Source organism: Rubellimicrobium roseum, assembly GCF_006152145.1.
GTDB lineage: Bacteria > Pseudomonadota > Alphaproteobacteria > Rhodobacterales > Rhodobacteraceae > Rubellimicrobium > Rubellimicrobium roseum.
In genome coordinates this window covers 128,992-153,918 of sequence record NZ_VDFV01000001.1, presented here as the reverse complement: position 1 = coordinate 153,918, position 24,927 = coordinate 128,992, and the positions used below count along the sequence as shown (strand labels likewise).

The following is a 24,927-nucleotide window of genomic DNA, read 5'->3' as shown; positions in this document are numbered from 1 at the left end:
TCCCAAACCCGAGGGCGCTCCCCGACACGCCGGGGCTCGACCTCGGGCGCCAGGGCCGGGTCAGGCGCTGGGATGGCCGCGGTCGAAGCGGTCGTCGAGCTCGGCGATCAGGCGGTCGGCCTGCTCGGGGCTCACGGCGCGCAGGATGGCGTCGATCTTCTCCTCCAGCCGGTCGTCCTCTTCGCGCGACTGGGGGCTGCCGACGTTGAGGAGGAGGGCGAGGCCTGCGACCTGCCAGATGAGCTGGAGGAACTCGGACTGCCAGTTCTCCAGCGTGTCGCGGCCCACCTCGGTCAGGTAGTCGGCCAGGCGGGGTAGCTCGCCATGCATCTCCTGCTCGGACGCGTAGGCGTTCCAGGCCAGCCACCAGTGGCCGAGGAGCGAGACGAGGAAGAACAGGCCGGTGACCCAGGCGAAGCCGTACTTCTTCCACGTCGAGGCGTGGCGGAGCGGACGGTGGGAGTCCTTGCGAGCGTCGGCGGACATGGGTTTCTCCTTTCCAACGAGCCTGTTGGAAACAGGAGCGGGGCAGGAATGTTCCCGGTCGCGTGACCGCGTCAGCCGGGCGGCATCTCGGTGGAGGCGGCGAACCGGCCGACCTCGGCGCCGTCGCGCCGAAGCATCACAGTGCCCTCGTAGCGGCCGGGAGGCCAGCCGCCCCGGGGCGGGCGCAGGCCGGCGGCGCGGAACAGCAGCGCCTGCGTGCGGTCGAGCGGCTCGGCATGGGACAGGACGGCGACGCCGTCGGGGCCGGTGATGTCGAGGCTCACCTCGTCGCCCACACGGCCGCCGAAGAGGAGGCCGAAGAGCACCAGCGGCTGGTCCGGCGCGGGCGGGGCGTCGGCGGTGCCGGCGCGGATGATGTCATAGGCGGGCACGGCGGTGGCGAAGCCCGCGTCGGTCACGCCACCCTGCGGGAAGGCCGGGGGATCGGCCCAGAGCGTCCGGTCGGGGAGGGCGCCGCAGGTCCCGGAGGCTTCGGGGGCGAATGGATCGACGGCCGTGTCGCCCTGCCGGACGGTCAGGTGCAGGTGCGGGAACTCGGTGTCGCCCGACAAGCCGATGCGGCCGAGTCTCTGGCCGGCGGCGATGGTCTCGCCCTCCCGCACCGCGACGGAGCCCTGGGCCATGTGGCAGTACTGGGTCTGCCAGCCGTCCTCGTGGGCGAGGACGACGCCGTTGCCGCATTCGACGCCGGTCACGTCCGGCGAGTCGGGGCCGCCCTGGGGGATGTCCGGCATTCCGTCGCGCGTGCCCAGCACCACGCCGGGCGCGGCGGCGAGGACATCCACACCGCGCCGCTGGTCGGCCAGGGTGGGAAGCGCGATGTCGGTGCCGTCGTGGCCGTCATAGGCGAGGGGGCCGCAGGCGGCGTCCCGGGCGCCGGGGCCGGGGTCGTGATCGAAGAGGTTCTGGAGGTAGCAGTCCGTGCCGGGCGTGCAGGCCACGGGGAAGGCCAGATCGACGGCGGCGGCGGGTCCCGCCAGCAGGAGCGGGACGAGCAGGACGACGGGCCTCGGCATGGGATCTCCTCCTGACAGGGGCGGCGTCCGGCCAGACTAGGGCCGTGGCCCCGAGGCGGAAAGGGCATCGAGGCCTGGGCGCATCGGGCCGCGCGGGGTCGTCCCGGCCGCGAGGGCAAGGCGGAGGGATGGGAGGCGGAGCGTTTCCCCGGCCAGGGGACGGCCTCCGCAGGCTGCCCGCGGGACGCCACTCCGGGCGGGCAGGGGGCGCGTCCACGACGCGCGGCGGCTGGGGGTGGTCCCAGTGGTCCGAAGGCACTCTTTCGAAGACCTGCAAAGAGCGAGGCGGGGGTGCCTTCCGAGGACGGGAGAGTCATGCCCCGCCACCGGCCCCGCGATGTGGGACCAGTCTGGCCGGAAAGAGGTTAAGAAAACGTAGCACCACCGAACGGTCCCACCCCGTTTCGCGCAACACCTGTGAGGCCGTGCGGAGAAGGGATCGGGCGAGGCAGGGTGGGGGACTGACGGCGGGCCGGGAAGGGGACGCCGGCGGCGCCCCCTTCCAGTCCTAGCGCTTGCGCAGGAAACGCTTGGCCAGGACGATAGCCGCGAAGGCGAGAAGCCGTTTCATGGGTCCGGTCCTTGCTGGTGGCAGTCAAGGAAAGGACGCGCAGGAGGGCCAGTGGGTTCCGCCCCGCGTGGGCACGGAAACGGGAGCGGGGCCTCCCGAAACGACGGACGCCGCCCCGAAGGGCGGCGTCCGAAGGTCGTGGCAGGGGCTCACTCGGCGGTGAGCAGCGGCGGTTTGTTGTCCGTGAGGCGCGGCGGGGCGGCGGCGTCGATCTGGAGATCGAGCCGGTCGTCCTTGACGCCCACGCGGACCACGCCGCCCTTGGTCAGCTTGCCGAAGAGCAGCTCCTCGGCCAGCGGCTTCTTGAGATGCTCCTGGATCACGCGGCCCAGGGGACGCGCGCCCATGCGGTCGTCGTAGCCCTTCTCGCCCAGCCAGGCGGCGGCCTCGGGCGAGAGCTCGATATGGACGTTGCGGTCCATGAGCTGCGCCTCGAGCTGGAGGACGAACTTCTCGACCACCTGCATGATCGTCTCCTTGGCGAGCGGCGCGAAGGAGATGACGGCGTCGAGGCGGTTGCGGAACTCGGGCGTGAACATCCGCTCGATGGCGGCGGTGTCCTCGCCTTCGCGCCGGTCGCGGCCGAAGCCGATGGCGGCCTTGGCCATGTCCGCGGCGCCCGCGTTCGACGTCATGATCAGGATCACGTTGCGGAAGTCCACCGCCCGGCCGTTATGGTCGGTGAGCTTCCCGTGGTCCATCACCTGCAGGAGGATGTTGTAGACGTCCGGGTGCGCCTTCTCGATCTCGTCCAGCAGCAGCACGCAGTGCGGGTGCTGGTCCACCCCGTCCGTCAGCATCCCGCCCTGGTCGAAGCCCACATAGCCCGGAGGGGCGCCGATGAGCCGCGAGACGGCGTGCTTCTCCATGTATTCCGACATGTCGAAGCGCAGCAGCTCCACGCCCAGCGTGTCGGCGAGCTGCTTGGCCACCTCGGTCTTGCCGACGCCGGTGGGGCCGGCGAAGAGGTAGTTGCCGATGGGCTTCTCGGGCTCGCGCAGGCCGGCGCGGGCGAGCTTGATCGCCGACGACAGCGCCACGATGGCGTCGTCCTGGCCGAACACCACCCGCTTGAGGTTGCCTTCGAGATCCTTGAGCACCTCGGCGTCGTCCTTGGAGACGTTCTTGGGCGGGATGCGGGCGATCTTGGCCACGACGGCCTCGATCTCCTTGGCGCCGATGGTCTTGCGGCGCTTGCTGGAGGGCATCAGGTGCTGCGCGGCGCCCGCCTCGTCGATCACGTCGATCGCCTTGTCGGGCAGCTTGCGGTCGTTGATGTAGCGGGCGGACAGCTCCACCGCGATGCGGATCGCGTCGGAGGTGTACTTGATGTTGTGATGCTCCTCGAAGTAGGGCTTGAGGCCCGTGAGGATCTTCACGGTGTCTTCCACCGACGGCTCGTTCACGTCGATCTTCTGGAAGCGCCGCGACAGGGCGCGGTCCTTCTCGAAGTGCTGGCGGAACTCCTTGTAGGTGGTCGAGCCCATGCAGCGCAGCTTGCCGCCCTGCAGCGCGGGCTTGAGGAGGTTCGAGGCGTCCATCGCGCCGCCCGAGGTCGCCCCCGCGCCGATCACGGTGTGGATCTCGTCGATGAAGAGCACGGCGTCGGGGTGGCCTTCGAGTTCCGACACCACGGCCTTGAGGCGTTCCTCGAAGTCGCCGCGGTAGCGGGTGCCGGCCAGCAGCGCCCCCATGTCGAGGCTGAAGATGGTCGCGCCCGCGAGCACGTCCGGCACCTCGCCGTTGACGATCTTCCAGGCGAGGCCTTCCGCGATGGCGGTCTTGCCCACGCCGGGGTCGCCGACGAGGAGCGGGTTGTTCTTGCGGCGGCGGCAGAGCACCTGGATGCAGCGCTCAACCTCCTCCTCGCGGCCGATGAGGGGGTCCACGTCGCCCTTGCGGGACTTGGCGTTGAGATCGACGCAGTACTTGGACAGGGCGCTCTCCTTGTCATCGGCGGACTCGGACTTGTCGTGCTCCTCGGATTTCGAGGAGGAGCCGGCTCCCGTGATCGGCCGGGATTCCCCGAAAGCGGGGTCCTTGGCCACGCCGTGCGCGATGAAGTTCACGGCGTCGTAGCGGGTCATGTCCTGCTCTTGCAGGAAATACGCGGCGTTCGATTCCCGTTCCGCGAAAATCGCGACAAGGACGTTGGCGCCCGTCACCTCGGTGCGGCCCGAGGACTGGACATGGATGGCGGCGCGCTGGATCACGCGCTGGAAGGCGGCCGTCGGCACGGCCTCGGACCCCTCGACGTCGGTGACGAGGGTGGACAGGTCGTCGTCGATGAAGTCCTCCAGGTTCTTGCGAAGCTCCTTGAGGTCGACCGAGCAGGCGCGCATGACGCGGGCGGCGTCAGGCTCGTCGATGAGGGCGAGGAGCAGGTGCTCAAGCGTCGCGAGCTCGTGGCGCTTGGCGTTGGCGATCGCGAGCGCCTGATGGATGGACTGCTCGAGAGTGGTCGAGAAAGACGGCACTTGGCGTGCTCCTCTGTCGGGGGCCGGGATGGGCGCGGGCCCGTCCCGACCTTGGGCCTCTTGTGTTTAAAGATCGGTGTTTGCGCCCGCGCTTCAAGCGATTTTTTTGGGCAGACCGATCACGATCCCATGCAGTTGGGAGCCGGCGCCATGGCAGGGGCGCGGCGGCGGTCCGGAGAGGGCCCGGGCGTCCCGGAGCGCCCGTTTCCTGGGCGATCCTAGAACCTGTCCTTCGCGGAACGGAGAACGGCGAAGACCTCGGCGTCGGGGCGGCCGTCCATCCGCAGCGCGGACTTAAGAACGGGATCGTCGGCGCGCAAGAAGGGGTTGGTCGCGATCTCGTCCGAAAGGCGCGAGGGCACGGTGGGCTCGCCCCGGTCGCGCGCCTGACGGACGGATTCGGCGCGGGCCTGGAGCGCGGCGTTGCCCCCGTCGACGGACAGCGCGAAGCGGGCGTTGCCCTGCGTGTATTCGTGGCCCGAGCAGACGGTGGTGTCGGGCGGCAGCGCGCGCAGGCGCTTCAGCGAGTCCCACATCTGCGCGGCCGTGCCCTCGAAGAGGCGGCCGCAGCCCAGGGCCATGAGGCTGTCGGCGGTGAAGACGATGCGGGACCGGGGGAAGTGGTAGGCCACGTGGCCCACGGTGTGGCCGGGCACGTCGAGGACCTGCACCTCCTCGCCACAGACGACGAGAGGCTCGCCGGGGGTCACGGCCTGGTCGAGGGGCGGCAGCCGGTTCACGTCGGCGGCGGCGCCGATCACCTCGGCGCCCTCTCGCAGCGCCCCCACGGCCTGGACGTGGTCGTCGTGATGGTGGGTGAGAAGGATGGTGTCGAGTTGCCAGCCGCGGCGCCGGAGTTCGGCCTGGATGGGCGCGGCCTCGGGGGCGTCGACCAGGGCCGTCTCGCCGGTGGATTCGTCGTGCAGCAGGAAGGCGTAGTTGTCCTGAAGGCACGGGACCGTCACGAGCTGAAGCGGAGCGGCGTGGTTGGGCATGGCAGGGGCGCCTTTTCTTGGCTTAAGGTCGGTGCGACCCTGCCCGAGCGGCGGGCGACCCGCAATCCGACCCGGCCCATGCATCTCGACGTGACGGAGCTTCGCGACTTCTATTACCGCAGCGCGCTGGGGCGCGCGGCGCAAAGGGTCATCCGCGACGAACTCCTGGGGCTCTGGCCCGAGGCGAAGGGGCAGACGGTGGCGGGCTACGGCTTCGCGGTGCCGCTGCTGCGGCCCTATCTCCAGCAGGCGCGGCGGGTGCTGGGGCTGATGCCGGGGCCGCAGGGGGTGATGCCCTGGCCCGCGGGGCAGCCCAACGTGTCGCTTCTGTGCGAGGAGACGCTCTGGCCCGTGTCCACGGGCTTCGTGGACAAGCTGGTGGTCATGCACGGGCTGGAGGTGAGCGAGCATCCGGCGGCGCTGCTGGAGGAGTGCTGGCGCGTGCTGGGGCCGGGGGGGCGGGCGGTCTTCGTGGTGCCGAACCGCGCGGGGCTCTGGTCGCGCTCGGACGCCACGCCCTTCGGCTATGGGCGGCCCTATTCGATGGGGCAACTGGAGGTGGTGCTGCGGCGGCACCGCTTCGTCATCGAGGCGGGGCATTCGGCGCTCTACCAGCCGCCCTCGACCCGGCGGATGTGGCGGCGCGTGGGCGGCATGATGGAGCAGGCGGGCCGGCACTGGCCGGTCTTCGCGGCCGGCGGCGTGCTGATGGTCGAGGTCTCCAAGCAGGTGCCGAATCCCACGCGGCCGGGCCTTGCCGAGGCCGTGCGGCGGCCTATCCCCATCCTCGAAGGCTTTCCCGCGCCCGCCGGGCGGCGGCCCGTCCAGTCCTAGGGGCGCTGCGGCGTCCTGTATCCCAAATACACCCTTAGGCGTGTTGCGACCCCCGTGGGGCTCTGCTAGATGCGCCCGCGAACGAACGCTCCGCCGGGGCCGGGCCCTGGGCGGACGCTTGGCGCAGGAATTCTGCGCTGCGGCGACCGGGGGCCAACGACAAAACGGAAGGGTGGACGTGTCCGAACCAGCTTCGATCTCGACCGGCATCGCCAACCGCTATGCCCAGGCCGTCTTCGACCTCGCGCGAGAGGACGGAACGCTGGACGGCGTGGAGGCCGACCTCAATGCGCTCGAGGCCGCGCTGGAGGACAGCGCCGACCTGCGGATGCTCATCTCCTCTCCCATCTACTCGCGGGACGAGCAGGGCGGGGCGATCCTGGCCATCGCCGACCGCATGGGGCTGAGCCCGGTGATGCGCAACGTGCTGGGCCTGATGGCCTCGAAGCGGCGGCTCTTCGTGCTGCCGCAACTCGTCGCCGTCCTGCGCGAGCGGCTGAGCGAGGCGCGCGGCGAGATCATGGCCGAGGTCGTGACCGCCCAGCCGCTGACGGCCGAGCAGGAGCGCAACTTGGGCGAGACGCTGGCCGCCCGCGAGGGCAAGGCCGTGAGACTACGGGTCAGAGTGGACGAGTCGCTGATCGGCGGCCTCGTCGTGAGGGTGGGCTCGCGCATGATCGACACCTCGATCCGCGCGAAGCTCGGCCGTATGCAGAACATGATGAAAGAGGTCGGATAAGATGGCGATCCAAGCGGCCGAGATTTCGGCGATCCTTCGGGACCAGATCAGGAACTTCGGCCGCGAGGCGGAGGTGGCCGAGGTGGGCCGGGTGCTGTCGGTGGGCGACGGCATCGCCCGCGTCTACGGCCTCGACAACATCCAGGCCGGCGAGATGGTCGAGTTCCCCGGCGGCATCCAGGGGATGGCGCTGAACCTCGAGGCCGACAACGTCGGCTGCGTGATCTTCGGCTCGGACCGGGACATCAAGGAAGGCGACGTCGTCAAGCGCACGCAGTCCATCGTGTCCGTGCCCGCCGGTGACGCGCTGCTGGGCCGCGTCGTCGACGCGCTGGGCAACCCGCTCGACGGCAAGGGCCCGATCGCCGCGGCCGAGATGCGCGTGGCCGACGTGAAGGCCCCGGGCATCATCCCGCGCAAGTCGGTGCACGAGCCGATGGCCACCGGCCTCAAGGCCGTGGACGCCATGATCCCGATCGGCCGTGGCCAGCGCGAGCTGATCATCGGCGACCGCCAGACCGGCAAGTCGGCCATCGCGCTCGACACGATCATCAACCAGAAGGTCTACAACGAGGCCGCGGGCGACGACGAGTCGAAGAAGCTCTACTGCGTCTATGTCGCCGTGGGCCAGAAGCGCTCGACCGTGGCGCAGCTCGTCCGCCGTCTCGAGGAGACCGGCGCGATCGCCTACACCATCGTCGTGGCCGCGACCGCCTCGGACCCCGCGCCGATGCAGTTCCTCGCGCCCTACGCCGCGACCGCGATGGCGGAATACTTCCGCGACAACGGCCGCCACGCCGTGATCATCTATGACGACCTGTCCAAGCAGGCCGTGGCCTACCGCCAGATGTCGCTGCTGCTGCGCCGTCCGCCGGGCCGCGAAGCCTATCCGGGCGACGTGTTCTACCTCCACTCGCGCCTGCTGGAGCGTTCGGCCAAGCTGAACGAGGACAACGGCTCGGGCTCGCTCACCGCGCTTCCCATCGTGGAGACGCAGGCCGGCGACATCTCGGCCTACATCCCGACCAACGTGATCTCGATCACCGACGGCCAGATCTTCCTCGAGTCCGAACTGTTCTACCAAGGCATCCGCCCGGCGGTGAACACGGGTCTGTCGGTGTCGCGGGTGGGCTCCTCGGCCCAGACCAAGGCCATGAAGTCGGTCGCCGGTCCCGTGAAGCTGGAGCTCGCGCAGTACCGCGAGATGGCGGCCTTCGCGCAGTTCGGCTCGGATCTCGACGCCTCGACGCAGCAGCTCCTGAACCGGGGCGCGCGCCTGACGGAGCTGATGAAGCAGCCCCAGTACTCGCCGCTGACCAACGCCGAGATCGTGGCGGTCATCTACGCGGGCACCAAGGGCTACCTCGACAAGCTGCCCGTGGCCCAGGTCGGCCGCTTCGAGTCCGGGCTGATCGCGCACCTGCGCAACCGTCGCCGGGACGTGCTCGACTTCCTGACCACCAAGGACCCGAAGATCGCGGGCGAAGCGGAGCAGATGCTGCGCGGCGCGATCGACGAGTTCGCCCGCGACTTCGCGTAAGGGGACGGGACAGGGATGCCCAGCCTTAAGGACCTGAAGAACCGCATCGCATCGGTGAAATCCACGCGGAAGATCACCAAGGCGATGCAGATGGTCGCGGCGGCCAAGCTCCGCCGCGCCCAGGACGCGGCGGAAGCGGCGCGTCCCTACACCGAGCGCTTCAACGCCGTGATGGCGGGGCTCGCGGGCGGAACGGCGGGCTCGCCCTCCGCGCCGGCCCTCCTGGCCGGCACGGGCCGCGACGAGGTGCACCTGCTCGTCGTGATGACCTCGGAGCGCGGGCTCTGCGGCGCGTTCAACTCGTCCATCGCCCGGATGGCGCGGCTCGAGGCGCAGCGGCTGCTGGCCGCCGGCAAGACCGTGAAGATCCTGACCGTGGGCAAGAAGGGCCGGGACGCGCTGCGGCGCGACCTGGGGTCGTACTTCGTGGCTCACGTCGATCTCTCGGGCGAGCGGAAGCTGGGCTACGCGGTCGGCCAGCGGATCGCCCGCGACGTCATCGCCCGCTTCGAGGCGGGCGAGTTCGACGTGGCGACGATCTTCTACAACCGCTTCCAGTCGGTGATCAGCCAGGTCCCGACCGCGAAGCAGGTGATCCCGGCGACCTTCGAGGACACAGGGGCGGCCTCCGCGAGCTACGACTACGAGCCCGGCGAGGAACAGATCCTGGCGGACCTGCTGCCGCGCGGCGTGGCCACGCAGATCTTCGCCGCTCTTCTGGAGAACGCCGCCTCGGAGCAGGGCGCGCGGATGTCCGCCATGGACAACGCGACCCGCAACGCAGGCGACATGATCGACCGGCTGACGATCCAGTACAACCGGAGCCGCCAGGCCGCGATCACCAAGGAACTGATCGAGATCATCTCGGGGGCGGAGGCGGTCTAAGGCCCGCGCCCCCTGGCCGCCCCGGCGGCCGACCAACATATCGGGGGCCCGGGCCCCCGCCCGACACGCAGGAGAGACGCAATGGCATTGGACGCGACCCCCAGCGGCAAGATCACCCAGGTGATCGGCGCCGTCGTGGACGTTCAGTTCGAAGGGCACCTGCCCGCGATTCTGAACGCCCTCGAAACCACCAACAACGGCAGGCGCCTCATCCTTGAGGTCGCGCAGCACCTGGGCGAATCGACTGTCCGCGCCATCGCCATGGACGCGACCGACGGCCTCGTGCGCGGCGCCCGCGTCGCCGACACCGGCTCGCCGATCTCCGTCCCCGTGGGCGTGGGCACGCTGGGCCGCATCCTCAACGTCGTGGGCGAGCCCGTGGACGAGCGTGGCCCCGTCGCCGCGACCGAGACCCGGCCGATCCACGCCGAGGCTCCGGCCTTCGAGGAGCAGTCGACCGAGTCGCAGATCCTCGTGACCGGCATCAAGGTCATCGACCTGCTCGCCCCCTATTCCAAGGGCGGGAAGATCGGCCTCTTCGGCGGCGCCGGCGTGGGCAAGACCGTGCTCATCCAGGAGCTCATCAACAACATCGCCAAGGTGCACTCGGGCTTCTCCGTGTTCGCCGGCGTGGGCGAGCGGACGCGTGAGGGGAACGACCTCTACCACGAGTTCATCGAGTCCGGCGTCATCAACATGGACGACCTGGAGAAGTCCAAGGTGGCCCTGGTGTACGGCCAGATGAACGAGCCGCCGGGCGCGCGCGCCCGCGTGGCCCTGACCGGCCTGACCATCGCCGAGCAGTTCCGCGACGCCTCCGGGACGGACGTGCTGTTCTTCGTGGACAACATCTTCCGCTTCACCCAGGCCGGTTCGGAAGTGTCGGCGCTGCTGGGCCGCATCCCCTCGGCCGTGGGCTATCAGCCGACGCTCGCCACCGACATGGGCGTGCTGCAGGAGCGGATCACCTCGACCAAGAACGGGTCGATCACCTCGGTGCAGGCCATCTACGTGCCGGCCGACGACCTGACCGACCCGGCGCCCGCCGCCTCGTTCGCGCACCTCGACGCCACCACGGTGCTGTCGCGCGCGATCTCGGAACTAGGCATCTACCCGGCCGTGGACCCGCTCGACTCGACCTCGCGCATCCTCGACCCGCAAGTCGTGGGCCGCGAGCACTACGAGACCGCCCGCGCCGTGCAGGGCATCCTGCAGCGCTACAAGTCGCTCCAGGACATCATCGCCATCCTCGGGATGGACGAGTTGTCCGAGGACGACAAGCTGACCGTGTCGCGCGCCCGCAAAATCCAGCGCTTCCTGTCGCAGCCCTTCGACGTGGCGCAGGTCTTCACCGGCTCGCCCGGCGTGCAGGTCCCGATCGAGGAAACCATCGCGTCCTTCAAGGCGGTGGTGGCCGGCGAATACGACCACCTGCCGGAAGCGGCCTTCTACATGGTCGGCGGCATCAAGGAAGTGATCGCCAAGGCCGAGCGTCTGGCGCAGGCGGCCTGACACGATGGCGGACACGCTTGAGTTCAACCTCGTGAGCCCGGAGCGGAGGCTGTCCTCCGTCCAGGCCCGCGAGGTCCAGATCCCCGGCACCGACGGGGACCTCACGGCGATGGCGGGGCATGTCCCCACCATCACCACGCTGCGGCCGGGCGTGCTGCGCGTGATCCATGCGGGCGGGACCGAGGACTTCGTGGTCTCGGGCGGCTTCGCCGAGATCACGGCCGCCGGCGTCTCGGTGCTGGCGGAGCAGGCGCTCCCCCGCGCCGAGGTGACGGCGGACGTCCATGCCCGCATGGTCGCCGAGGCGCGCGAGGCCATGGAGGCCGCCCGCGCGACCGGCGACACGACCCGCGTGGACGAGGCCGCCAAGGCGCTCGCGGATGTCGAGGCGATCGGCGCCCGCTGACGGCGGCGAAGAACGTTGCCCTTCGGGGCGAGCGGGGGCCAGCCGACCAGACGTCGGCTGGCCCCTTGCCATTGGGACGCCGCATGCTAAGGAAGCGGACCGGCCGTGAAGCTCCTGCCGGCAGGTCCGCCGTGCCCCGTGCGGATCTCGGGCCCCGTCCACGGCTGGACCGGGGCGCTTTCGCCCGGAAGGACGGCTCGCCCGTGAAGATCGACGTCACCCCTGAATCCACCGTCGCGCCCCCTGGCCCCCGGGAAGAGCTGGAGCGCCGGCTGGCGCAGCAGGCGCTGGTGGCCGAGTTCGGGCGCTACGCGCTGCGCGATCCGGAACTGGACCGGCTCTTGGGCGAGGTCTGCCGGGTCGCAGCCGAGGGGCTGCGGGTCCGCTTCGCGAAGGTGCTGGAGCGGCGCAAGGGCGAGCCCGACTTCCTGCTGCGCGCGGGCGTCGGCTGGGCGCCCGAGTTGGTCGGGCGCGCGCATGTGGGCGCGGACCTGGAGAGCCCGGCGGGCTACGCCTTCCGCACCGGGGAGCCGGTGATCTCCAACCACTTGGGCCGCGAGACGCGCTTCCGCACGCCCCGGCTCCTCGCCGAGCATGGGGTGGTGCGGGCGATCAACGTCATCGTGCAGGGCGAGGGCGAGCCCTTCGGGGTGCTGGAGGCGGACAGCCGCGATCCCGGGGCCTTTTCGGCCCATGACGCGGACTTCCTGCAGGCGCTGGCGAACACCCTGGGGCTGGCCCTCGAGATCGAGCGCGCCCTGAGCGACCGGCGCCTGATGGCGCGCGAGATCGACCATCGCATCAAGAACAGCCTGATGCTGGTCAGTTCGGTCCTCGCCATGCAGCAGCGCGCGGCCTCGACCCCCGAGGCGAGCACGGCGCTGGCCGAGGCCTCGGACCGGGTGACGACCATCGCGCGCATCCACGACCAGCTCTATCGCAGCTCCACCGCCGATCGCGTGGAGTTCGGCGCCTACCTGCAGGCCCTGGCGGCGGATCTGGTGACCTCGCTGGCGCGGGACGACGTGGCGCTTCAGGTGGAGGCCCAAGGGGTGGAGCTGGCGCCCGACCTCGCGGTGCCGCTGGGGCTGATCGCGGCGGAGCTGCTGATGAACGCCTTCAAGCACGCCCGCCGCGCCGACGGGGGCTCGACGCTGCGGCTCGTGTTCCGGCACGTCGGGGGCGAGCTGGAGCTGGTGGTCGCCGACGACGGGCCGGGGCTGCCGCCCGGCTTCGACCCGGCCCAGAGCCGGGGTCTGGGGATGCGCCTGGTGGTGTCGCTGACCCAGCAGATCGAGGGACAGCTGGAGGCCGGGAACCAAGGCCCCGGTGCGCGCTTCGCCCTGCGGTGCCCGGCCTGACCGGCTCTCCTTCGTTGGACCGCGACCTCCGGAGCCTTCGTCCGCCATTCGGTCAGAAGCTGCAGCCCCGGCTGCGCGGGGCAGGCTGGCCGCGTCAGGGGCCTCAGCCCCGCGTGTACATGCCTTCGTAGATCGGCGCGAGGCTGTCGGCCTCGAAGAGCGACGAGACCGAGGTGCCGTTCCAGATGTTCAGGATCGCCTGGGCGAACATCGGCGCCGTGGGGACGATGCGGATGTTGGGCGCGTTCCGGACCGCGGCGGTGGGCTCGATCGAGTCGGTGATGACGAGGCTCTTGAGCATCGACTTCGACACCCGCTCGACCGCCGGGCCCGACAGCACGCCATGGGTGATGTAGGCGTGGACTTCCTTGGCGCCGTGCTCGCAGAGGAGCTCGGCCGCCTTGCAGAGCGTCCCGGCGGTGTCGCAGATGTCGTCCACGATCACGCAGATCTGGTCCTTCACGTCGCCGATCACCGTCATCTCGGCGATCTCGCCGGGGCGGGCGCGGCGCTTGTCGACGATGGCGAGGCCTGCGCCGATCCGCTGCGCCAGTTCCCGCGCGCGCGCCACGCCGCCCACGTCGGGCGAGACCACCGTCATCTCGCGCATCCGGCCGTTGAAGTGGTGCTCGATGTCGAGAGCGAAGACGGGCGCGGCGTAGAGGTTGTCCACCGGCACGTCGAAGAAGCCCTGGATCTGCGCGGCGTGCAGGTCGAGCGTGAGGACGCGGTCGATGCCCGCCGTCGTCATCAGGTTCGCCACCAGCTTGGCGCTGATGGGCGTGCGGGCCTTGGCGCGGCGGTCCTGGCGGGCGTAGCCGAAATAGGGGATCACGGCCGTGATGCGGTGCGCCGAGGAGCGGCGCAGCGCGTCGGTCATGATGAGCAGCTCCATCAGCGAGTCGTTCGCCGGGTTCGAGGTGCTCTGGATGACGAACATGTCCTCGCCGCGGACGTTCTCGAAGACCTCGACGAAGATCTCCTGATCGTTGAAGCGCTCCACGCGGGCGCCCACCAGCTCCACGGCGACGCCGCGATGGAGCGACATCCGCCGGGCGATCGCCTTGGCGAGCGGGACGTTCGAGTTGCCGGCGATCAGCTTGGGTTCGACATGGACGGGCATCGAGGGGGACTCCTGTGGGCGCGCGCGCGCCCTAGCACGGGCCCGGCGCGGACGGAACAGGGCGCCCCGCGGCGATCGCGAGGAAGCGGTCGACCGTGCCCGGCCCGACCGACCAGTCGCAGACGAGGCGGCAGAGCAGGGGCTCCTCGGGGTCGCCCGCGTCTAGGGGGCCTTCCCAGAGATGGTAGGTCGCGCCCGCCGCGCGCAGTCGCTGGTGCGTCGCGCGGGGCAGGCGGACGAAGACGAGGTTGGCCTCGGGCTCCCATTCAGGGGCGTGGCCCAGGGCGCGCAGCCCCTCGACGAGGAGCGAGAGCGAGGCGTTCGCGGCGCGCGCCATGTCGAGCCAGAGCCCGTCGGTCAGGTAGGCCGCCATCTGCGCGCCGAGGTAGCGGCCCTTGGAGAACAGGTGCGCCGCGCGCTTGCGGCGCAGCTCCAGCTCCCAGGACTGGGCGGGGTCGAAGATCACAACCGCCTCGACGCCCATGAGCCCGTTCTTGGTGCCGCCGAAGCTCACGGCGTCGATGCCGGCCTTCCAGGTCATCTCGGCCGGGGTGCAGCCGAGGTGGACCAGCGCATTGGCGAAGCGCGCGCCGTCGAGATGGGTGCGGACGCCGAACTCGCGTGCCAAGGCCGTGAGGGTGCGGATTTCGTCCAGCGCGTAGACGGTGCCCTTCTCGGTCGCCTGCGTGATCGACACGGGGCCGCGCTGGGGGCCGTGGACGCTGCCCAGCGCCGCCATCGCGGGGCGCAGGACCTCGGGCGTCAGCTTGGCCTGCGGGGCAGGGAGGGCGAGGAGCTTGGCGCCGCCGGAGAAGGCCTCGGGCGCGTTGCACTCGTCCTCGTGGATATGCGCCACCGCGGTGCAGAAGATGGCGTCCCAGGGCCGGGCCAGGGTGGCCAGCGCCAGCGCGTTCGCCGCCGTGCCGGTCGCCACCAGATGCACCGCCGCTTCGGGTGCCTCGAAGGCGTCGCGGATGCGCTCCACGGCGTCGGCGGTCCAGCGGTCGGCGCCGTAGGCGGGCGCGTGGCCCTCGTTGGCGTCGATCAGGGCGGAGATCACGCGCGGGTGGACGGGGCCGGCGTTGTCGGAGGCGAAGTTCACGTGCCGGGCTCCTCGATGATGTGGTCCTCCCATTCGTCGTCCGAGATCTCGACCTCGGAGACGGTGTGGCCCGCAGCCGAGACGCCCGCGCGGTGGACGCTGTCCGGGTCGCCTGACAAAAGCGGGTGCCAGTCCTCCAGGGGCCGGTTCTCGTGGCGAAGGCGGTAGGCGCAGGTCTGGGGCAGCCAGTAGAGGTTCTTGCGGATCGACTTGGGGGTCAGGACGATGCATTCGGGCACATGGTCGTGCCGGGTCTGGTACTTCGTGCAGCGGCAGGTCGTCCCGTCGAGCAGGCGGCAGGCGACGCGGGTCAGCGCCACCTCGCCCGTGTCCTCGTCCTCGAGCTTGTTGAGGCAGCACTTGCCGCAGCCGTCGCAGAGCGCCTCCCATTCGGGGCGGGTGAGGTCCTTGAGCGGCAGATTCCAGAAGCGGGGGCGCAGGTCGTCAGGCATGGGCCAGGATCTCTCGCGCGCGGGCGCAGTCGGCGTCCATCTGGGCGATGAGGCCGGGCAGGCCGTCGAACACCATCTCGGGCCGCAGGAAGTCGACGAGCGCGACGGAGAGGGTCGCGCCGTAGATGTCGGCGGAGAAGTCGAAGAGGAAAGTTTCGCAGTTAGGGGTGTTGACGCCGAACATGGGCCGCACCCCGATGGAGGCCGCGCCGTGGTAGCTGCCGGCGTGGCGCCCGTCGAGGATGTCGGCCCTGACGGCGTAGACGCCGAAGCGGGGCGGGTGGAGGCCCTGGATGCTCATGTTGGCGGTCGGATAGCCCAGCGTCCGGCCGCGCTGGTCGCCCCGGATCACCGGCCCCTCAATGCGGTGCAGGTGGCCGAGCATCCGCGTCGCGTCCCGGGGGCGGCCGTCGGCCAGCGCCTGACGGATGGCGGTCGAGGAGACCTCGTCCGTGCCCACCTCGACCATGGGGGCGATGGAGACGTCGATGCCCGCGTCGGGGCCCAGGTCCCGCAGGGTTTCCGCCGTGCCCGCCCGGCCCTGGCCGAAGCGGAAGTCGGCGCCCACGACCGCGTGCGAGAGTCCCAGGTCGCGGGCCAGCACGTCGCGCACGAAAGCCTCGGGCGAGAGCGACGCCAGCGCGCCGTCGAAGGTCAGTTCGAAGAGGCTGTCGACCCCCAGCATCTGGAGCCGGTGCGCCTTGGCCTGGGCGTTCATCAGCCGGAAGGGCGGGGAGTCCGGGGCGAACCATTCCCGGGGATGCGGCTCGAAGGTGACGACGCCCAGGGGCACGCCCGGACGGCGCGCGCGGTCTATGACGGCTTGGTGGCCCAGGTGCACGCCGTCGAAGTTCCCGATGGCGGCCGAGGCGCCCCGGGCCTCGGGCGGAATGGCGTGACGGTCGCGGAGGATGCGCATGGCGGCTGGTTAGCCCTCAAGCGGCGCAGGCGCAACCCGAGCCGGCTTCACCTTCCTTTGGTCCCAAGTATCCTCGGGAGGTCCGGGAGGGCAGGCAGCCCTCCCGGGGGTCAGCGCAGGAACCCGATCGCGTAGGTCGCGGTCAGCTTCTCGGCGGCCTCGAAGGTCGCGAGCGCCCCCGGGTCGGGCTGCCCGCCGGGGTCGGTTCCGGTCTCGCGCGCGAAGAGCCCGCCGGTCACGAGGAGGCAGTCGAGCCCTTCGCCCACGGCGCCCAGGATGTCGGTGCCGATGCCGTCGCCCACGCAGACGATGCGCTCGTCGGGCGGAAGCTCTCCCAAGGCCGCGAGGCGGCGGCGGGCGAGGTCGTAGATCGGGGGATGCGGCTTTCCGAAGTAGAGGCTTTCGCCCCCCATCTCGTCGTAGAGCTTGGCGAGCGCGCCGGCGCACCATTCGCGGTCCTCGCCCCGGTCCACGATGATGTCGGGGTTGGCGCAAAGGAGCTTCATGCCCTTGGACTTGGCGAGCAGGAAGTCCGGCCGGTTCACGTCCGGATGGGCGTGGGGGTCGAAGGGGCCGCAGCAGACGATCCCCTCGGCCTCGGCCAGGGGAACCTCCTGCACGGGGACCGGGTCCGTCACGATATTGGGCGGCTCCAGGAAGACCCGGTCATGGGGCCCGCCCATGAACCAGACCTTGGACCCGATGGCGCCCTGGAACAGCGCCACGCGCGCGGCGTCGCCCGAGGTGGCGATGGCGTCCCAGGAGTCGCGGGGGATGCCCAGGCGCTCGATCTGGGCCTCCACGCTCGCGCGGGGACGGGGGGCGTTGGTCACGAGGACCACCTTGCCGCCCCGCGCGCGGTAGGCCCGCATGGCCTCCACCGCCTCGGGATGGGCGTGCAGGCCGTTGTGCATGCAGCCCCAGAGGTCCACGAAGGCCGCGTCGTAGCGGTCCGCGATCTCCGCGAAGCTCTGGACGATCTGCGCCACGGGTCAGGCCACCTTCAGAGCCGGGATGATCTGCTTCTTGCGCGACAGGATGCCCGGCAGCACCACGGTGTCGCCCGATACGGTGGCGCCGAACGAGGCCTCGGCCACCTTCCGGGTCAGCTCGTTCGGGACGAGGAGGGTCGCCTCCTCCTTGAGGATGTCGATGACGAACAGCAGGACCTGCTGCGCGCCGTCCTCGGCCGCGACCTTGGGCATGGTCGCCACGAGCGAATCCTTGCGCGACAGGATCGTCTGGGGGGCGACGGTCTCCAGCACCGAGACGCGGAACTCCACGCCGTCGACGTTGTACTCCTTCGAGTCCATGCGCAGCAGCTCCTCGTCCGAGAAGCGCGACACGTCGGACTTGGCCGCGAACATCTCGGCCGCGTAGGAGGGGATCTCGATGCCCAGGTCCTGCGCCAGGTGCTCGGCCAGGCGGCGGTCGAAGTCGGTCGTGGTGGGCGAGCGGAACTCGAGCGTGTCGGACAGGATCGCCGACAGGATCAGGCCCTTGATGCTCTCGGGGGCGTGGCCCGCGTGGCCGCCCATGAGCTGCCACATCAGCGTGGCGGTGCAGGCCAGCGGGCGGATCGTCACCTCGATGGGGTTCTTGGTCTCGATCCCCGGCACCAGCTTGTGGTGGTCGATGATCGCCCTGATGTCGGCGCGGTTGATGTTGGCGGGCAGCTCGGCCGGGTTGTTGGTGTCCACGATGACCACCGGCTGGCCGTCCTCGACGTCGAGCATGTGCTCGGGCTCGTCGAAGCCCCAGCGCTTGAGGACGAACTGCGCCTCGGTGTTGGGGGTGCCCAGCAGCCGGGCCTCGGCTGCGCCGGGCTGGTGGTGCGACAGGAACCAGGCCCAGACGAGGGGCGAGCAGGTCGAGTCGGTGTCGGGCGACTTGTGGCCGAAGACGAAGGTGGTCATGGGGAAGTGTCCGCTGTGGAGGTCGGCTGCGTTCTAGCCCCCCCGGGCGCGCTTGTCACGGCGCGTCCCAGACCCTTGCGCAGCAGTCGGCCGCATCGAGCGGGGTCACCGTCCAGCCGCGGTCCGCGAGAAGCTGGAGGAGGCCCTCCTCGCCGGGCAGGTGCCCGGCGCCGGCGGCCACGACCAGCCGGGGATTCGCGGCGGCCGCCTCCTCGATCACGGGGACCCAGGCGCGGTTGCGGGCAAGGAGAAGGTCTTCCTCGATCGCCTCGGCGCCGGCCAGCGCACCCTCCCGCTCGTCCTCGGGGAGGAACTCGGCCGCGAGGCGGGACATCTCCAGGATCTCGCCCGTCCGTCCGGCGAAGTAGCCGTCCATCATCGCCACCGTGGCTTCCTCGTTGAGGCCGGGATCGGCCAGCGCCGCGCGAAGGGCGTCGATCTGCTCGGCCTCGGGCGTGTCCTCCATGAGGCGGAACACGGTGTCCCAGGGCTCGAGCGCGGCCATGGGCGTGCCGGCCGCCAGGGCGGCGTCGGTCAGGAGTCCGTCGAGCCCTTCGCGGCCGGCCTGCGCGTCGGCCATGGCGCAGGCGGGCAGGGACAGCGACACCAGAAGAAACCAGGGTCGAAACTTCGCGGCGAGGATGGGCGGCATCCCCCGTTCGCGCAGGGCGTCGGACATCGCAGTCCAGTCGTCGCCCAGCAGGTCTGGCAGCGTCGGGCCTTCGGTGATGAGGACGCGCGCGGGCTCCTCGACGATGGCGCGCTCCAGCGCACGTCGCTCCTCGGGCGTGGCTTCGAGGAGGAGCAGGTCGGCCGCCTCGATGGCCGGGCGCAGAGCCTCGGACAGGGGAAGGTGGCGGTCGTCGAAGAGGTGCATGGTGCCCACCACGACCGCCTGCGCCTCGCCCCTGGTCGCGGACCAGAGGAGGCCCTGACCGAAGGGCTGGGCCGCCCCGCGCGCGGCCAGTTCGGCGCGCGCGGTGGCGTCGAGGCGGTCGAGGAGGCTCGGGCCGCCTTCGCAGCCTGCGGCGGCGGCGGTGGCCCCGAGGGCAAGGACGATCGCCGGTACGGCGCGGCGGAGAAGCGAGCGGAGCATGGGCGGCAGACTAGCGCCTGCCGCCCGCGCCGCAAGCTCAGGGCCCCTGCGACGGCATGGCGAGCCGGCGGCCCCAGGCCATCAGCGCGAGCCCGATCCGCACGCGCAGCCGCGATGGGGCTCGCACAGGCGGGGCGGGGGCCAGCGCGCGGGGGGCGACCGGGGTGCCGGGCGCGGGGAGATCGAAGCGCAGCCGCTCGGGGGCCGAACGGCGCAAGGTCCGCCGCTCCTCATAGGGCAGCGACGGGGACGCGATCCGGTGGTCCACCGGAGGCAGGAACGGAGTCATGATGTGGGTCTCGCAATGAGATCCCGGCCCAGCGAAGAGGTCGGTCGATGAGTCCGGGACTGGTTGGAACGACCGCGCGGACGCGGCCGGGGGCTGCGGGCGCCTTCAGCAGGCGGCGGTGAGGGATCCTCGGTGCATGGGGCAGCCTCCGTCATCGGTGGCGAATGGTTTCCGCCACGTCCGGGCACCTAGCATGCGGCATCCCGTCGCGCCAGCGTGATCCTTCGTGAGCGGCAGGTTTTCGCTCTGCCCGGTCGCTGGGCGTCATCCGCGCATCTCTGCTCATGGGGCGGGCGCGCCTGGAACGGATGGAACAGACTTTTGGGAAGAGGGTTTTCGCCCTGCTGAGTCCGCATGGCCCCGCGTCGGGGTCTCCGGGATTCGGGCAGTCAACTCAGGAGGAGAAGATGGCCCAGAATGATCATGACAACGACCGCCGGTACGGCAGCGGTCAGAACCAGCAGGATCACAGCCAGCGCGGCGACTACGACAGCCGCACCGGCTATGGCGGCGGCCCCGGCTCGATGACGGGCGGCCAGCAGCACCAGCACGGGCAGTCGGGTGGCCAGCAGGGCCAAGGCGGCGGCTACAGCATGGGCGGGAGCTACGGGCAGTCGGGCGGCAGCTACGGCGGCTCCTATGGCGGCAGCCAGCCGCACCAGAGCCAGGGCATTGGGGGCATGGGCTCCTCGGGCGGCTACGGCTCGGGCAGCGGGATGGGCTCGGGCTTCGCGGGCTCGCAGGGCGGCGGCTCCTATGGCCAGTCGGGCTATGGCTCGGGCGGCATGGGCGGCTCGCAGAGCTACGCCGACATGGGTTCGGGCAGCTACGGCGGCAGCCAGGGCGGCTACGGCTCGCAGGGCGGGCAGGGCGGCTTCGGCATGGGCGGCTACGGCTACGGCCAGGGCGGCCAGCACAACCAGGGCAGCAGCCAGCACAACTACGGCTACGGCCAGCAGTCGGGCTCGACCTTCGGCCAAGGCGGCTACGGCCAGGGCACGGGCGGCTTCGGCGGCGCGGGGCAGGGCTCGCAGGGCGGCGGGTCCAGCTACGGCGGCCAGGGCGGCTACGGCTCCTCGGGCGGCTACGGCCATGGCGGCCACCAGCAGAGCCAGTACGGCGGCCAAGGGAGCCAGCAGCACGGCGGCTACGGCCAGAGCGGCGTCGGCATGGGCGGCTACGGTCAGGGAAGCCAGTCCCATGGCGGCTACGGGCAGCAGAGCCAGTACGGCGGTGGCTATGGCGGCCAGCAGGGCGGCTATGGCGGTCAAGGCTACGGGTCGCAGGGCGGCTATGGCCAGGGCTACGGCTCGCAGGGCCATGACCAGCAGAGCCAGTTCAGCGGCCAGTCCGGCCAGCAGGGCGGCAACTACGGCGGCGGGCTCGTCGGCGGCCTGATCGGCGCGGCGGCCTCGGCGCTGGGCTTCGGCGGCGAGCAGGGCCAAGGCCAGCAGCGCGGCCGCGGGCCCAAGGGCTACACCCGCTCCGACCAGCGCATCGAGGAGGACGTGAACGAGCGCCTGTCCTACGCGGGCATCGACGCCTCCGAGATCGACGTGTCGGTCAAGGACGGCGAGGTCACGCTCTCGGGCACCGTGAACTCGCGCTACGAGAAGCGCCGGGCCGAGGATGTCGCGGACGACGTCTCGGGCGTGAAGCACGTCCAGAACAACCTGCGCATCGAAAGCCAGTCCTCCGGCTTCGGCGGCTCGTCCGGGTCCCTCTTCGGCTCGTCGGGCAGCGGCTCGTCCGGCTCCTCGACCGGCGGAAGCTCGGGCACGACCTACGGGTCCTCGACCGGCTCGTCGCTGAGCGGCTCGGGCTCGTCGAGCACCGCCTCGTCGGGCACCTCGGGCAGCACCGGCTCCATGTCCGGGTCGACCGGCACCGGGTCGTCGGGAAGCTCGGGCTCGACCAGCCGCACCTGACCCGGCCCTTTCGGGATCGGCATGGACCGGCCGCCTTCGGGCGGCCGGTCGCGTTTCGGTGACCGACCCCGTTGACAGCCGCGAAGCGTTTTCCTATCTCGACGCCGCTAGCACTCCCGGCTGGTGAGTGCTAACACACCAGGGATCGAACACGAAGAACACTGGGAGCTTCACAATGGCCTCGTTCAAGCCGCTTCACGACCGGGTGCTGGTGCGCCGCGTGCAGAGCGAAGAGAAGACCAAGGGGGGGCTCATCATCCCCGACTCCGCCAAGGAAAAGCCGGCCGAGGGCGAAGTGATCGCCGTCGGTGAAGGCGCCCGCAAGGACTCGGGCGAGCTGATCGCGCCCGCCGTCAAGGCCGGCGACCGCATCCTCTTCGGCAAGTGGTCGGGGACCGAGGTCACCATCGATGGCCAGGAATACCTGATCATGAAGGAATCGGACATTCTCGGCATCATCGAGACCTCCGCTTCCCAAGCCGCCGCCGCCTGATTTCAACATCTGACACCCTAGGAGACAGCAGACTATGGCTGCCAAGGACGTCAAGTTCGACACCGATGCCCGCAACCGCATGCTGCGCGGCGTCAACACGCTTGCCAACGCCGTCAAGGTGACGCTGGGCCCGAAGGGCCGCAACGTCGTCATCGACAAGTCGTTCGGCGCCCCCCGGATCACCAAGGACGGCGTCACCGTCGCCAAGGAGATCGAGCTCGAGGACAAGTTCGAGAACATGGGCGCCCAGATGGTCCGCGAAGTTGCTTCGCGCACCAACGACGAGGCGGGTGACGGCACCACCACCGCCACCGTGCTCGCCCAGGCGATCGTGACCGAAGGCATGAAGTCGGTCGCCGCCGGCATGAACCCGATGGACCTCAAGCGCGGCATCGACCTCGCCGTCCAGAAGGTCATCGGCGAGATCAAGTCCGCCTCGCGTCCCGTGAAGGACTCGGACGAGGTCGCCCAGGTCGGCACCATCTCCGCCAACGGCGAAGCCCAGATCGGCCGCTTCATCGCCGACGCGATGCAGAAGGTCGGCAACGAGGGCGTCATCACCGTCGAGGAGAACAAGGGCCTCGAGACGGAAGTCGAAGTCGTCGAAGGCATGCAGTTCGACCGCGGCTACCTGTCGCCCTACTTCGTGACCAACGCCGACAAGATGACCGCCGAGCTCGACGACGCGATCATCCTGCTGCACGAGAAGAAGCTCTCGTCGCTGCAGCCGATGGTCCCGCTGCTCGAGTCCGTGATCCAATCGCAGCGTCCGCTCCTCATCATCGCCGAGGACGTGGAAGGCGAGGCGCTGGCCACGCTCGTGGTCAACAAGCTCCGTGGCGGCCTCAAAGTCGCGGCCGTCAAGGCTCCGGGCTTCGGCGACCGCCGCAAGGCCATGCTCCAGGACATCGCGATCCTCACGGGCGGCCAGGTCATCTCCGAAGACCTCGGCATGAAGCTTGAGAACGTCACGATCGACATGCTGGGCCGCGCCAAGCGGGTCATCATTAAGAAGGATGACACGACCGTCATCGACGGCGCCGGCGAGAAGGCCGAGATCGAAGCCCGCGTGGCCCAGATCCGCAACCAGATCGAGGAAACCACCTCGGACTACGACCGCGAGAAGCTGCAGGAGCGGGTCGCCAAGCTCGCTGGCGGCGTGGCCGTGATCCGCGTGGGCGGCATGACCGAGATCGAGGTCAAGGAGCGCAAGGATCGCGTCGATGACGCGCTCAACGCGACCCGCGCGGCCGTCCAGGAAGGCATCGTGGTCGGCGGCGGCGTGGCCCTCGTGCAGGCCGCGAAGCAGCTCAAGGACCTCAAGGGCGTGAACTCCGACCAGGACGCCGGCATCACCATCGTCCGTCGGGCCCTCGAAGCCCCGATGCGCCAGATCGCCGAGAACGCGGGCGTCGATGGCGCCGTGGTCGCCGGCAAGGTCCGTGAATCGGACGACAAGGCCTTTGGCTTCAACGCCCAGACCGAAGAGTACGGCGACATGTTCGCCTTCGGCGTGATCGACCCCGCCAAGGTGGTCCGCACCGCCCTCGAGGACGCCGCGTCGGTGGCGGGCCTGCTCATCACGACCGAAGCGATGGTCGCGGACAAGCCCAAGGACGACAAGGCCCCGGCGATGCCCGGCGGCGGCATGGGCGGCATGGGCGACTTCTGATCGTCCTCACGACCAGCATCCACGGAAAGGGCGCCTTCGGGCGCCCTTTCTGCATTCGGATGCGCCCGTTAACCTGCTCTTCATCCACTTCTGAGAGGCTTGCGGGAAGAGACATCCCATGAGGCTTCCATGTGGCTTTACCGCCTCTTGTCGCGCGTCTTCCCGCGCAGCTTCGGCGCCAAGATCGCCCTGGTCGCGGCCCTGGGCATCCTCGTTCCGCTCGGCGCCCTCGTGGCCCTTCTCCGTCACGACTCCGGTGCGCTCTCCGATCCCTGGCGAGCGGGCGTCGCGGCCGGGGCGGCGCTGGCCTGGACCGCCGTCGTCCTCGTCCTTCTCCAGGCCCTCCTGCAGCCGCTGCGCCTCCTGGCGGCGCATCTCGACGACTGGCAGGAGGGCTGGCACCCCGGCCACCTGCCCAAGACCTTCGGGGACGAGCCCGGCCGCCTGATGCGGCAGGTCAACCGGCTCATGGACCAGGCCAGCTTCGTCATGGGCGGGGCTCGCTCGGTGTCGGACATCGATCCCCTGACCGGCGCGCTCAACCAGCGGGGACTCGAGGCCGAGATGGCGGGCGGGGCGCCGGGCTGGGTCCTGCGCTTCGGCGTGGACGACCTGGACACGATCCGTCACCGCTGGGGCCGCGATGCCGAGGATGAGGCGCTGCGCACCCTCGTCCGGCAGGCGCGCGCGACGCTCCGTCCCGGCGACGTCCTGGCGCGGCTCGACGACCAGGATTTTGTGGCGCTCCTGCCGGCCCTCGCGCCCGAGACGGTGCGCGGGGTGGCCGAGCGCCTGCGCCGCGCCGTGGAGATGCGGGTGCGCACCAAGGGTGGCCCGGTGACGATCTCGGTGGGCTTGGCCCAGCACATGGGCGGCCCGGATGGTGACCCGGTGCTGCAGCGGGCCAAATCCGCGCTGTCCCAGGCGCGTCTGAGGACCCAGAGCCGTATCTGCGAGGCCTCGACGCTGCTCGACGCGGCCTGATGGCGAGAGTCGGGCGAGGGAGGCGCAGGTTCGCTCAGGCCGGTGTGCCCGATCCTTTGATCCGAGGACCTGTCAGCTTGCCCCAGTCGGACGGCCTGACCTCGAGCGGT

At 70.5% G+C, this 24,927-nt stretch carries 23 protein-coding genes; 11 read left to right on the top strand and 12 right to left on the bottom strand.

The window, feature by feature from the left end:
* Positions 1-60: 60 nt before the first annotated feature.
* The 4 genes from FHG71_RS00730 to gloB form a co-directional block, all read right to left on the bottom strand.
* A complete protein-coding gene (locus FHG71_RS00730; protein WP_139079691.1) occupies positions 61-486 on the bottom strand; it encodes a DUF6766 family protein in 426 nt (141 codons plus the stop codon).
* A 71-nt stretch (positions 487-557) separates the two neighbouring features.
* Positions 558-1,523 (bottom strand): M23 family metallopeptidase, encoded by a 966-nt coding sequence (locus FHG71_RS00725; RefSeq protein ID WP_139079690.1) that lies wholly within the window; start codon positions 1,521-1,523, stop codon positions 558-560.
* Positions 1,524-2,243: 720 nt separating this feature from the next.
* Positions 2,244-4,571, bottom strand: a complete 2,328-nt coding sequence (clpA, locus tag FHG71_RS00720) for an ATP-dependent Clp protease ATP-binding subunit ClpA (RefSeq protein WP_139079689.1) — start codon at positions 4,569-4,571, stop codon at positions 2,244-2,246.
* Between the two features lie 218 nt (positions 4,572-4,789).
* Positions 4,790-5,566, bottom strand: coding sequence for a hydroxyacylglutathione hydrolase (gene gloB / locus FHG71_RS00715; protein ID WP_139079688.1), 777 nt, complete (start codon positions 5,564-5,566; stop codon positions 4,790-4,792).
* A 78-nt stretch (positions 5,567-5,644) separates the two neighbouring features.
* Between gloB and FHG71_RS00710 the strand changes: the two genes are divergently transcribed.
* The 7 genes from FHG71_RS00710 (at position 5,645) to FHG71_RS00680 (ending at position 12,843) form a co-directional block, all read left to right on the top strand.
* Positions 5,645-6,400, top strand: coding sequence for a class I SAM-dependent methyltransferase (locus FHG71_RS00710; protein WP_139079687.1), 756 nt, complete (start codon positions 5,645-5,647; stop codon positions 6,398-6,400).
* Between the two features lie 178 nt (positions 6,401-6,578).
* On the top strand, positions 6,579-7,139 hold the full coding sequence (locus tag FHG71_RS00705; protein WP_139079686.1) for a F0F1 ATP synthase subunit delta: 561 nt from the start codon (positions 6,579-6,581) through the stop codon (positions 7,137-7,139).
* Between the two features lies 1 nt (position 7,140).
* Positions 7,141-8,679: a F0F1 ATP synthase subunit alpha gene (atpA, locus tag FHG71_RS00700; RefSeq protein ID WP_139079685.1), complete on the top strand. Its 1,539-nt coding sequence runs from the start codon at positions 7,141-7,143 to the stop codon at positions 8,677-8,679.
* Between the two features lie 15 nt (positions 8,680-8,694).
* Positions 8,695-9,564 (top strand): F0F1 ATP synthase subunit gamma, encoded by an 870-nt coding sequence (locus FHG71_RS00695; protein WP_139079684.1) that lies wholly within the window; start codon positions 8,695-8,697, stop codon positions 9,562-9,564.
* An 81-nt stretch (positions 9,565-9,645) separates the two neighbouring features.
* Positions 9,646-11,076, top strand: a complete 1,431-nt coding sequence (gene atpD / locus FHG71_RS00690) for a F0F1 ATP synthase subunit beta (protein WP_139079683.1) — start codon at positions 9,646-9,648, stop codon at positions 11,074-11,076.
* A gap of 4 nt (positions 11,077-11,080) precedes the next feature.
* Positions 11,081-11,482 carry a F0F1 ATP synthase subunit epsilon gene (locus FHG71_RS00685; protein WP_139079682.1) on the top strand — a complete coding sequence of 134 codons (402 nt, stop codon included), beginning with the start codon at positions 11,081-11,083 and terminating at the stop codon, positions 11,480-11,482.
* Between the two features lie 203 nt (positions 11,483-11,685).
* Positions 11,686-12,843: a sensor histidine kinase gene (locus tag FHG71_RS00680; protein WP_176559221.1), complete on the top strand. Its 1,158-nt coding sequence runs from the start codon at positions 11,686-11,688 to the stop codon at positions 12,841-12,843.
* Positions 12,844-12,946: 103 nt separating this feature from the next.
* On the opposite strand, the gene FHG71_RS00675 is transcribed toward FHG71_RS00680, so the two are convergent.
* From FHG71_RS00675 to FHG71_RS00640, 8 genes are all read right to left on the bottom strand, one after another.
* Positions 12,947-13,966, bottom strand: coding sequence for a ribose-phosphate pyrophosphokinase (locus tag FHG71_RS00675; protein ID WP_139079680.1), 1,020 nt, complete (start codon positions 13,964-13,966; stop codon positions 12,947-12,949).
* Positions 13,967-13,997: 31 nt separating this feature from the next.
* Entirely contained in the window at positions 13,998-15,068 is a 1,071-nt protein-coding gene (locus FHG71_RS00670; protein WP_139079679.1) for a threonine aldolase family protein, read from the bottom strand.
* Positions 15,065-15,520: a YcgN family cysteine cluster protein gene (locus tag FHG71_RS00665; protein ID WP_139079678.1), complete on the bottom strand. Its 456-nt coding sequence runs from the start codon at positions 15,518-15,520 to the stop codon at positions 15,065-15,067. The genes FHG71_RS00670 and FHG71_RS00665 overlap by 4 nt, the downstream gene beginning before the upstream one ends.
* Positions 15,513-16,439 (bottom strand): bifunctional riboflavin kinase/FAD synthetase, encoded by a 927-nt coding sequence (locus tag FHG71_RS00660; protein ID WP_139079677.1) that lies wholly within the window; start codon positions 16,437-16,439, stop codon positions 15,513-15,515. The genes FHG71_RS00665 and FHG71_RS00660 overlap by 8 nt, the downstream gene beginning before the upstream one ends.
* Positions 16,440-16,549: 110 nt before the next feature.
* On the bottom strand, positions 16,550-17,428 hold the full coding sequence (locus FHG71_RS00655; protein WP_139079676.1) for a TIGR01459 family HAD-type hydrolase: 879 nt from the start codon (positions 17,426-17,428) through the stop codon (positions 16,550-16,552).
* Positions 17,429-17,431: 3 nt separating this feature from the next.
* A complete protein-coding gene (locus tag FHG71_RS00650) occupies positions 17,432-18,355 on the bottom strand; it encodes a manganese-dependent inorganic pyrophosphatase (RefSeq protein WP_139079675.1) in 924 nt (307 codons plus the stop codon).
* Between the two features lie 55 nt (positions 18,356-18,410).
* On the bottom strand, positions 18,411-19,451 hold the full coding sequence (locus tag FHG71_RS00645) for a TraB/GumN family protein (RefSeq protein WP_139079674.1): 1,041 nt from the start codon (positions 19,449-19,451) through the stop codon (positions 18,411-18,413).
* Between the two features lie 37 nt (positions 19,452-19,488).
* A complete protein-coding gene (locus tag FHG71_RS00640; protein WP_139079673.1) occupies positions 19,489-19,740 on the bottom strand; it encodes a hypothetical protein in 252 nt (83 codons plus the stop codon).
* 407 nt (positions 19,741-20,147) lie between these two features.
* Between FHG71_RS00640 and FHG71_RS24115 the strand changes: the two genes are divergently transcribed.
* The 4 genes from FHG71_RS24115 (at position 20,148) to FHG71_RS00620 (ending at position 24,817) form a co-directional block, all read left to right on the top strand.
* Positions 20,148-21,668: a BON domain-containing protein gene (locus FHG71_RS24115; RefSeq protein WP_139079672.1), complete on the top strand. Its 1,521-nt coding sequence runs from the start codon at positions 20,148-20,150 to the stop codon at positions 21,666-21,668.
* Positions 21,669-21,843: 175 nt separating this feature from the next.
* A complete protein-coding gene (gene groES, locus FHG71_RS00630; RefSeq protein WP_139079671.1) occupies positions 21,844-22,161 on the top strand; it encodes a co-chaperone GroES in 318 nt (105 codons plus the stop codon).
* A 34-nt stretch (positions 22,162-22,195) separates the two neighbouring features.
* Positions 22,196-23,833 carry a chaperonin GroEL gene (gene groL / locus FHG71_RS00625; protein ID WP_139079670.1) on the top strand — a complete coding sequence of 546 codons (1,638 nt, stop codon included), beginning with the start codon at positions 22,196-22,198 and terminating at the stop codon, positions 23,831-23,833.
* 129 nt (positions 23,834-23,962) lie between these two features.
* Complete coding sequence (locus FHG71_RS00620) at positions 23,963-24,817, top strand: GGDEF domain-containing protein (RefSeq protein ID WP_139079669.1); 855 nt, start codon at positions 23,963-23,965, stop codon at positions 24,815-24,817.
* Positions 24,818-24,927: the final 110 nt, after the last annotated feature.

Bases quoted from the DNA above. Each gene is read 5' to 3' on its own strand.
- FHG71_RS00730 (WP_139079691.1), bottom strand. From the start codon at position 486: ATGTCCGCCGACGCTCGCAAGGACTCCCACCGTCCGCTCCGCCACGCC.
- FHG71_RS00725 (WP_139079690.1), bottom strand. From the start codon at position 1,523: ATGCCGAGGCCCGTCGTCCTGCTCGTCCCGCTCCTGCTGGCGGGACCC.
- gloB (WP_139079688.1), bottom strand. From the start codon at position 5,566: ATGCCCAACCACGCCGCTCCGCTTCAGCTCGTGACGGTCCCGTGCCTT.
- FHG71_RS00710 (WP_139079687.1), top strand. From the start codon at position 5,645: ATGCATCTCGACGTGACGGAGCTTCGCGACTTCTATTACCGCAGCGCG.
- atpA (WP_139079685.1), top strand. From the start codon at position 7,141: ATGGCGATCCAAGCGGCCGAGATTTCGGCGATCCTTCGGGACCAGATC.
- FHG71_RS00695 (WP_139079684.1), top strand. From the start codon at position 8,695: ATGCCCAGCCTTAAGGACCTGAAGAACCGCATCGCATCGGTGAAATCC.
- atpD (WP_139079683.1), top strand. From the start codon at position 9,646: ATGGCATTGGACGCGACCCCCAGCGGCAAGATCACCCAGGTGATCGGC.
- FHG71_RS00685 (WP_139079682.1), top strand. From the start codon at position 11,081: ATGGCGGACACGCTTGAGTTCAACCTCGTGAGCCCGGAGCGGAGGCTG.
- FHG71_RS00675 (WP_139079680.1), bottom strand. From the start codon at position 13,966: ATGCCCGTCCATGTCGAACCCAAGCTGATCGCCGGCAACTCGAACGTC.
- FHG71_RS00665 (WP_139079678.1), bottom strand. From the start codon at position 15,520: ATGCCTGACGACCTGCGCCCCCGCTTCTGGAATCTGCCGCTCAAGGAC.
- FHG71_RS00660 (WP_139079677.1), bottom strand. From the start codon at position 16,439: ATGCGCATCCTCCGCGACCGTCACGCCATTCCGCCCGAGGCCCGGGGC.
- FHG71_RS00650 (WP_139079675.1), bottom strand. From the start codon at position 18,355: ATGACCACCTTCGTCTTCGGCCACAAGTCGCCCGACACCGACTCGACC.
- FHG71_RS00645 (WP_139079674.1), bottom strand. From the start codon at position 19,451: ATGCTCCGCTCGCTTCTCCGCCGCGCCGTACCGGCGATCGTCCTTGCC.
- FHG71_RS00640 (WP_139079673.1), bottom strand. From the start codon at position 19,740: ATGACTCCGTTCCTGCCTCCGGTGGACCACCGGATCGCGTCCCCGTCG.
- FHG71_RS24115 (WP_139079672.1), top strand. From the start codon at position 20,148: ATGGCCCAGAATGATCATGACAACGACCGCCGGTACGGCAGCGGTCAG.
- groES (WP_139079671.1), top strand. From the start codon at position 21,844: ATGGCCTCGTTCAAGCCGCTTCACGACCGGGTGCTGGTGCGCCGCGTG.
- groL (WP_139079670.1), top strand. From the start codon at position 22,196: ATGGCTGCCAAGGACGTCAAGTTCGACACCGATGCCCGCAACCGCATG.
- FHG71_RS00620 (WP_139079669.1), top strand. From the start codon at position 23,963: ATGTGGCTTTACCGCCTCTTGTCGCGCGTCTTCCCGCGCAGCTTCGGC.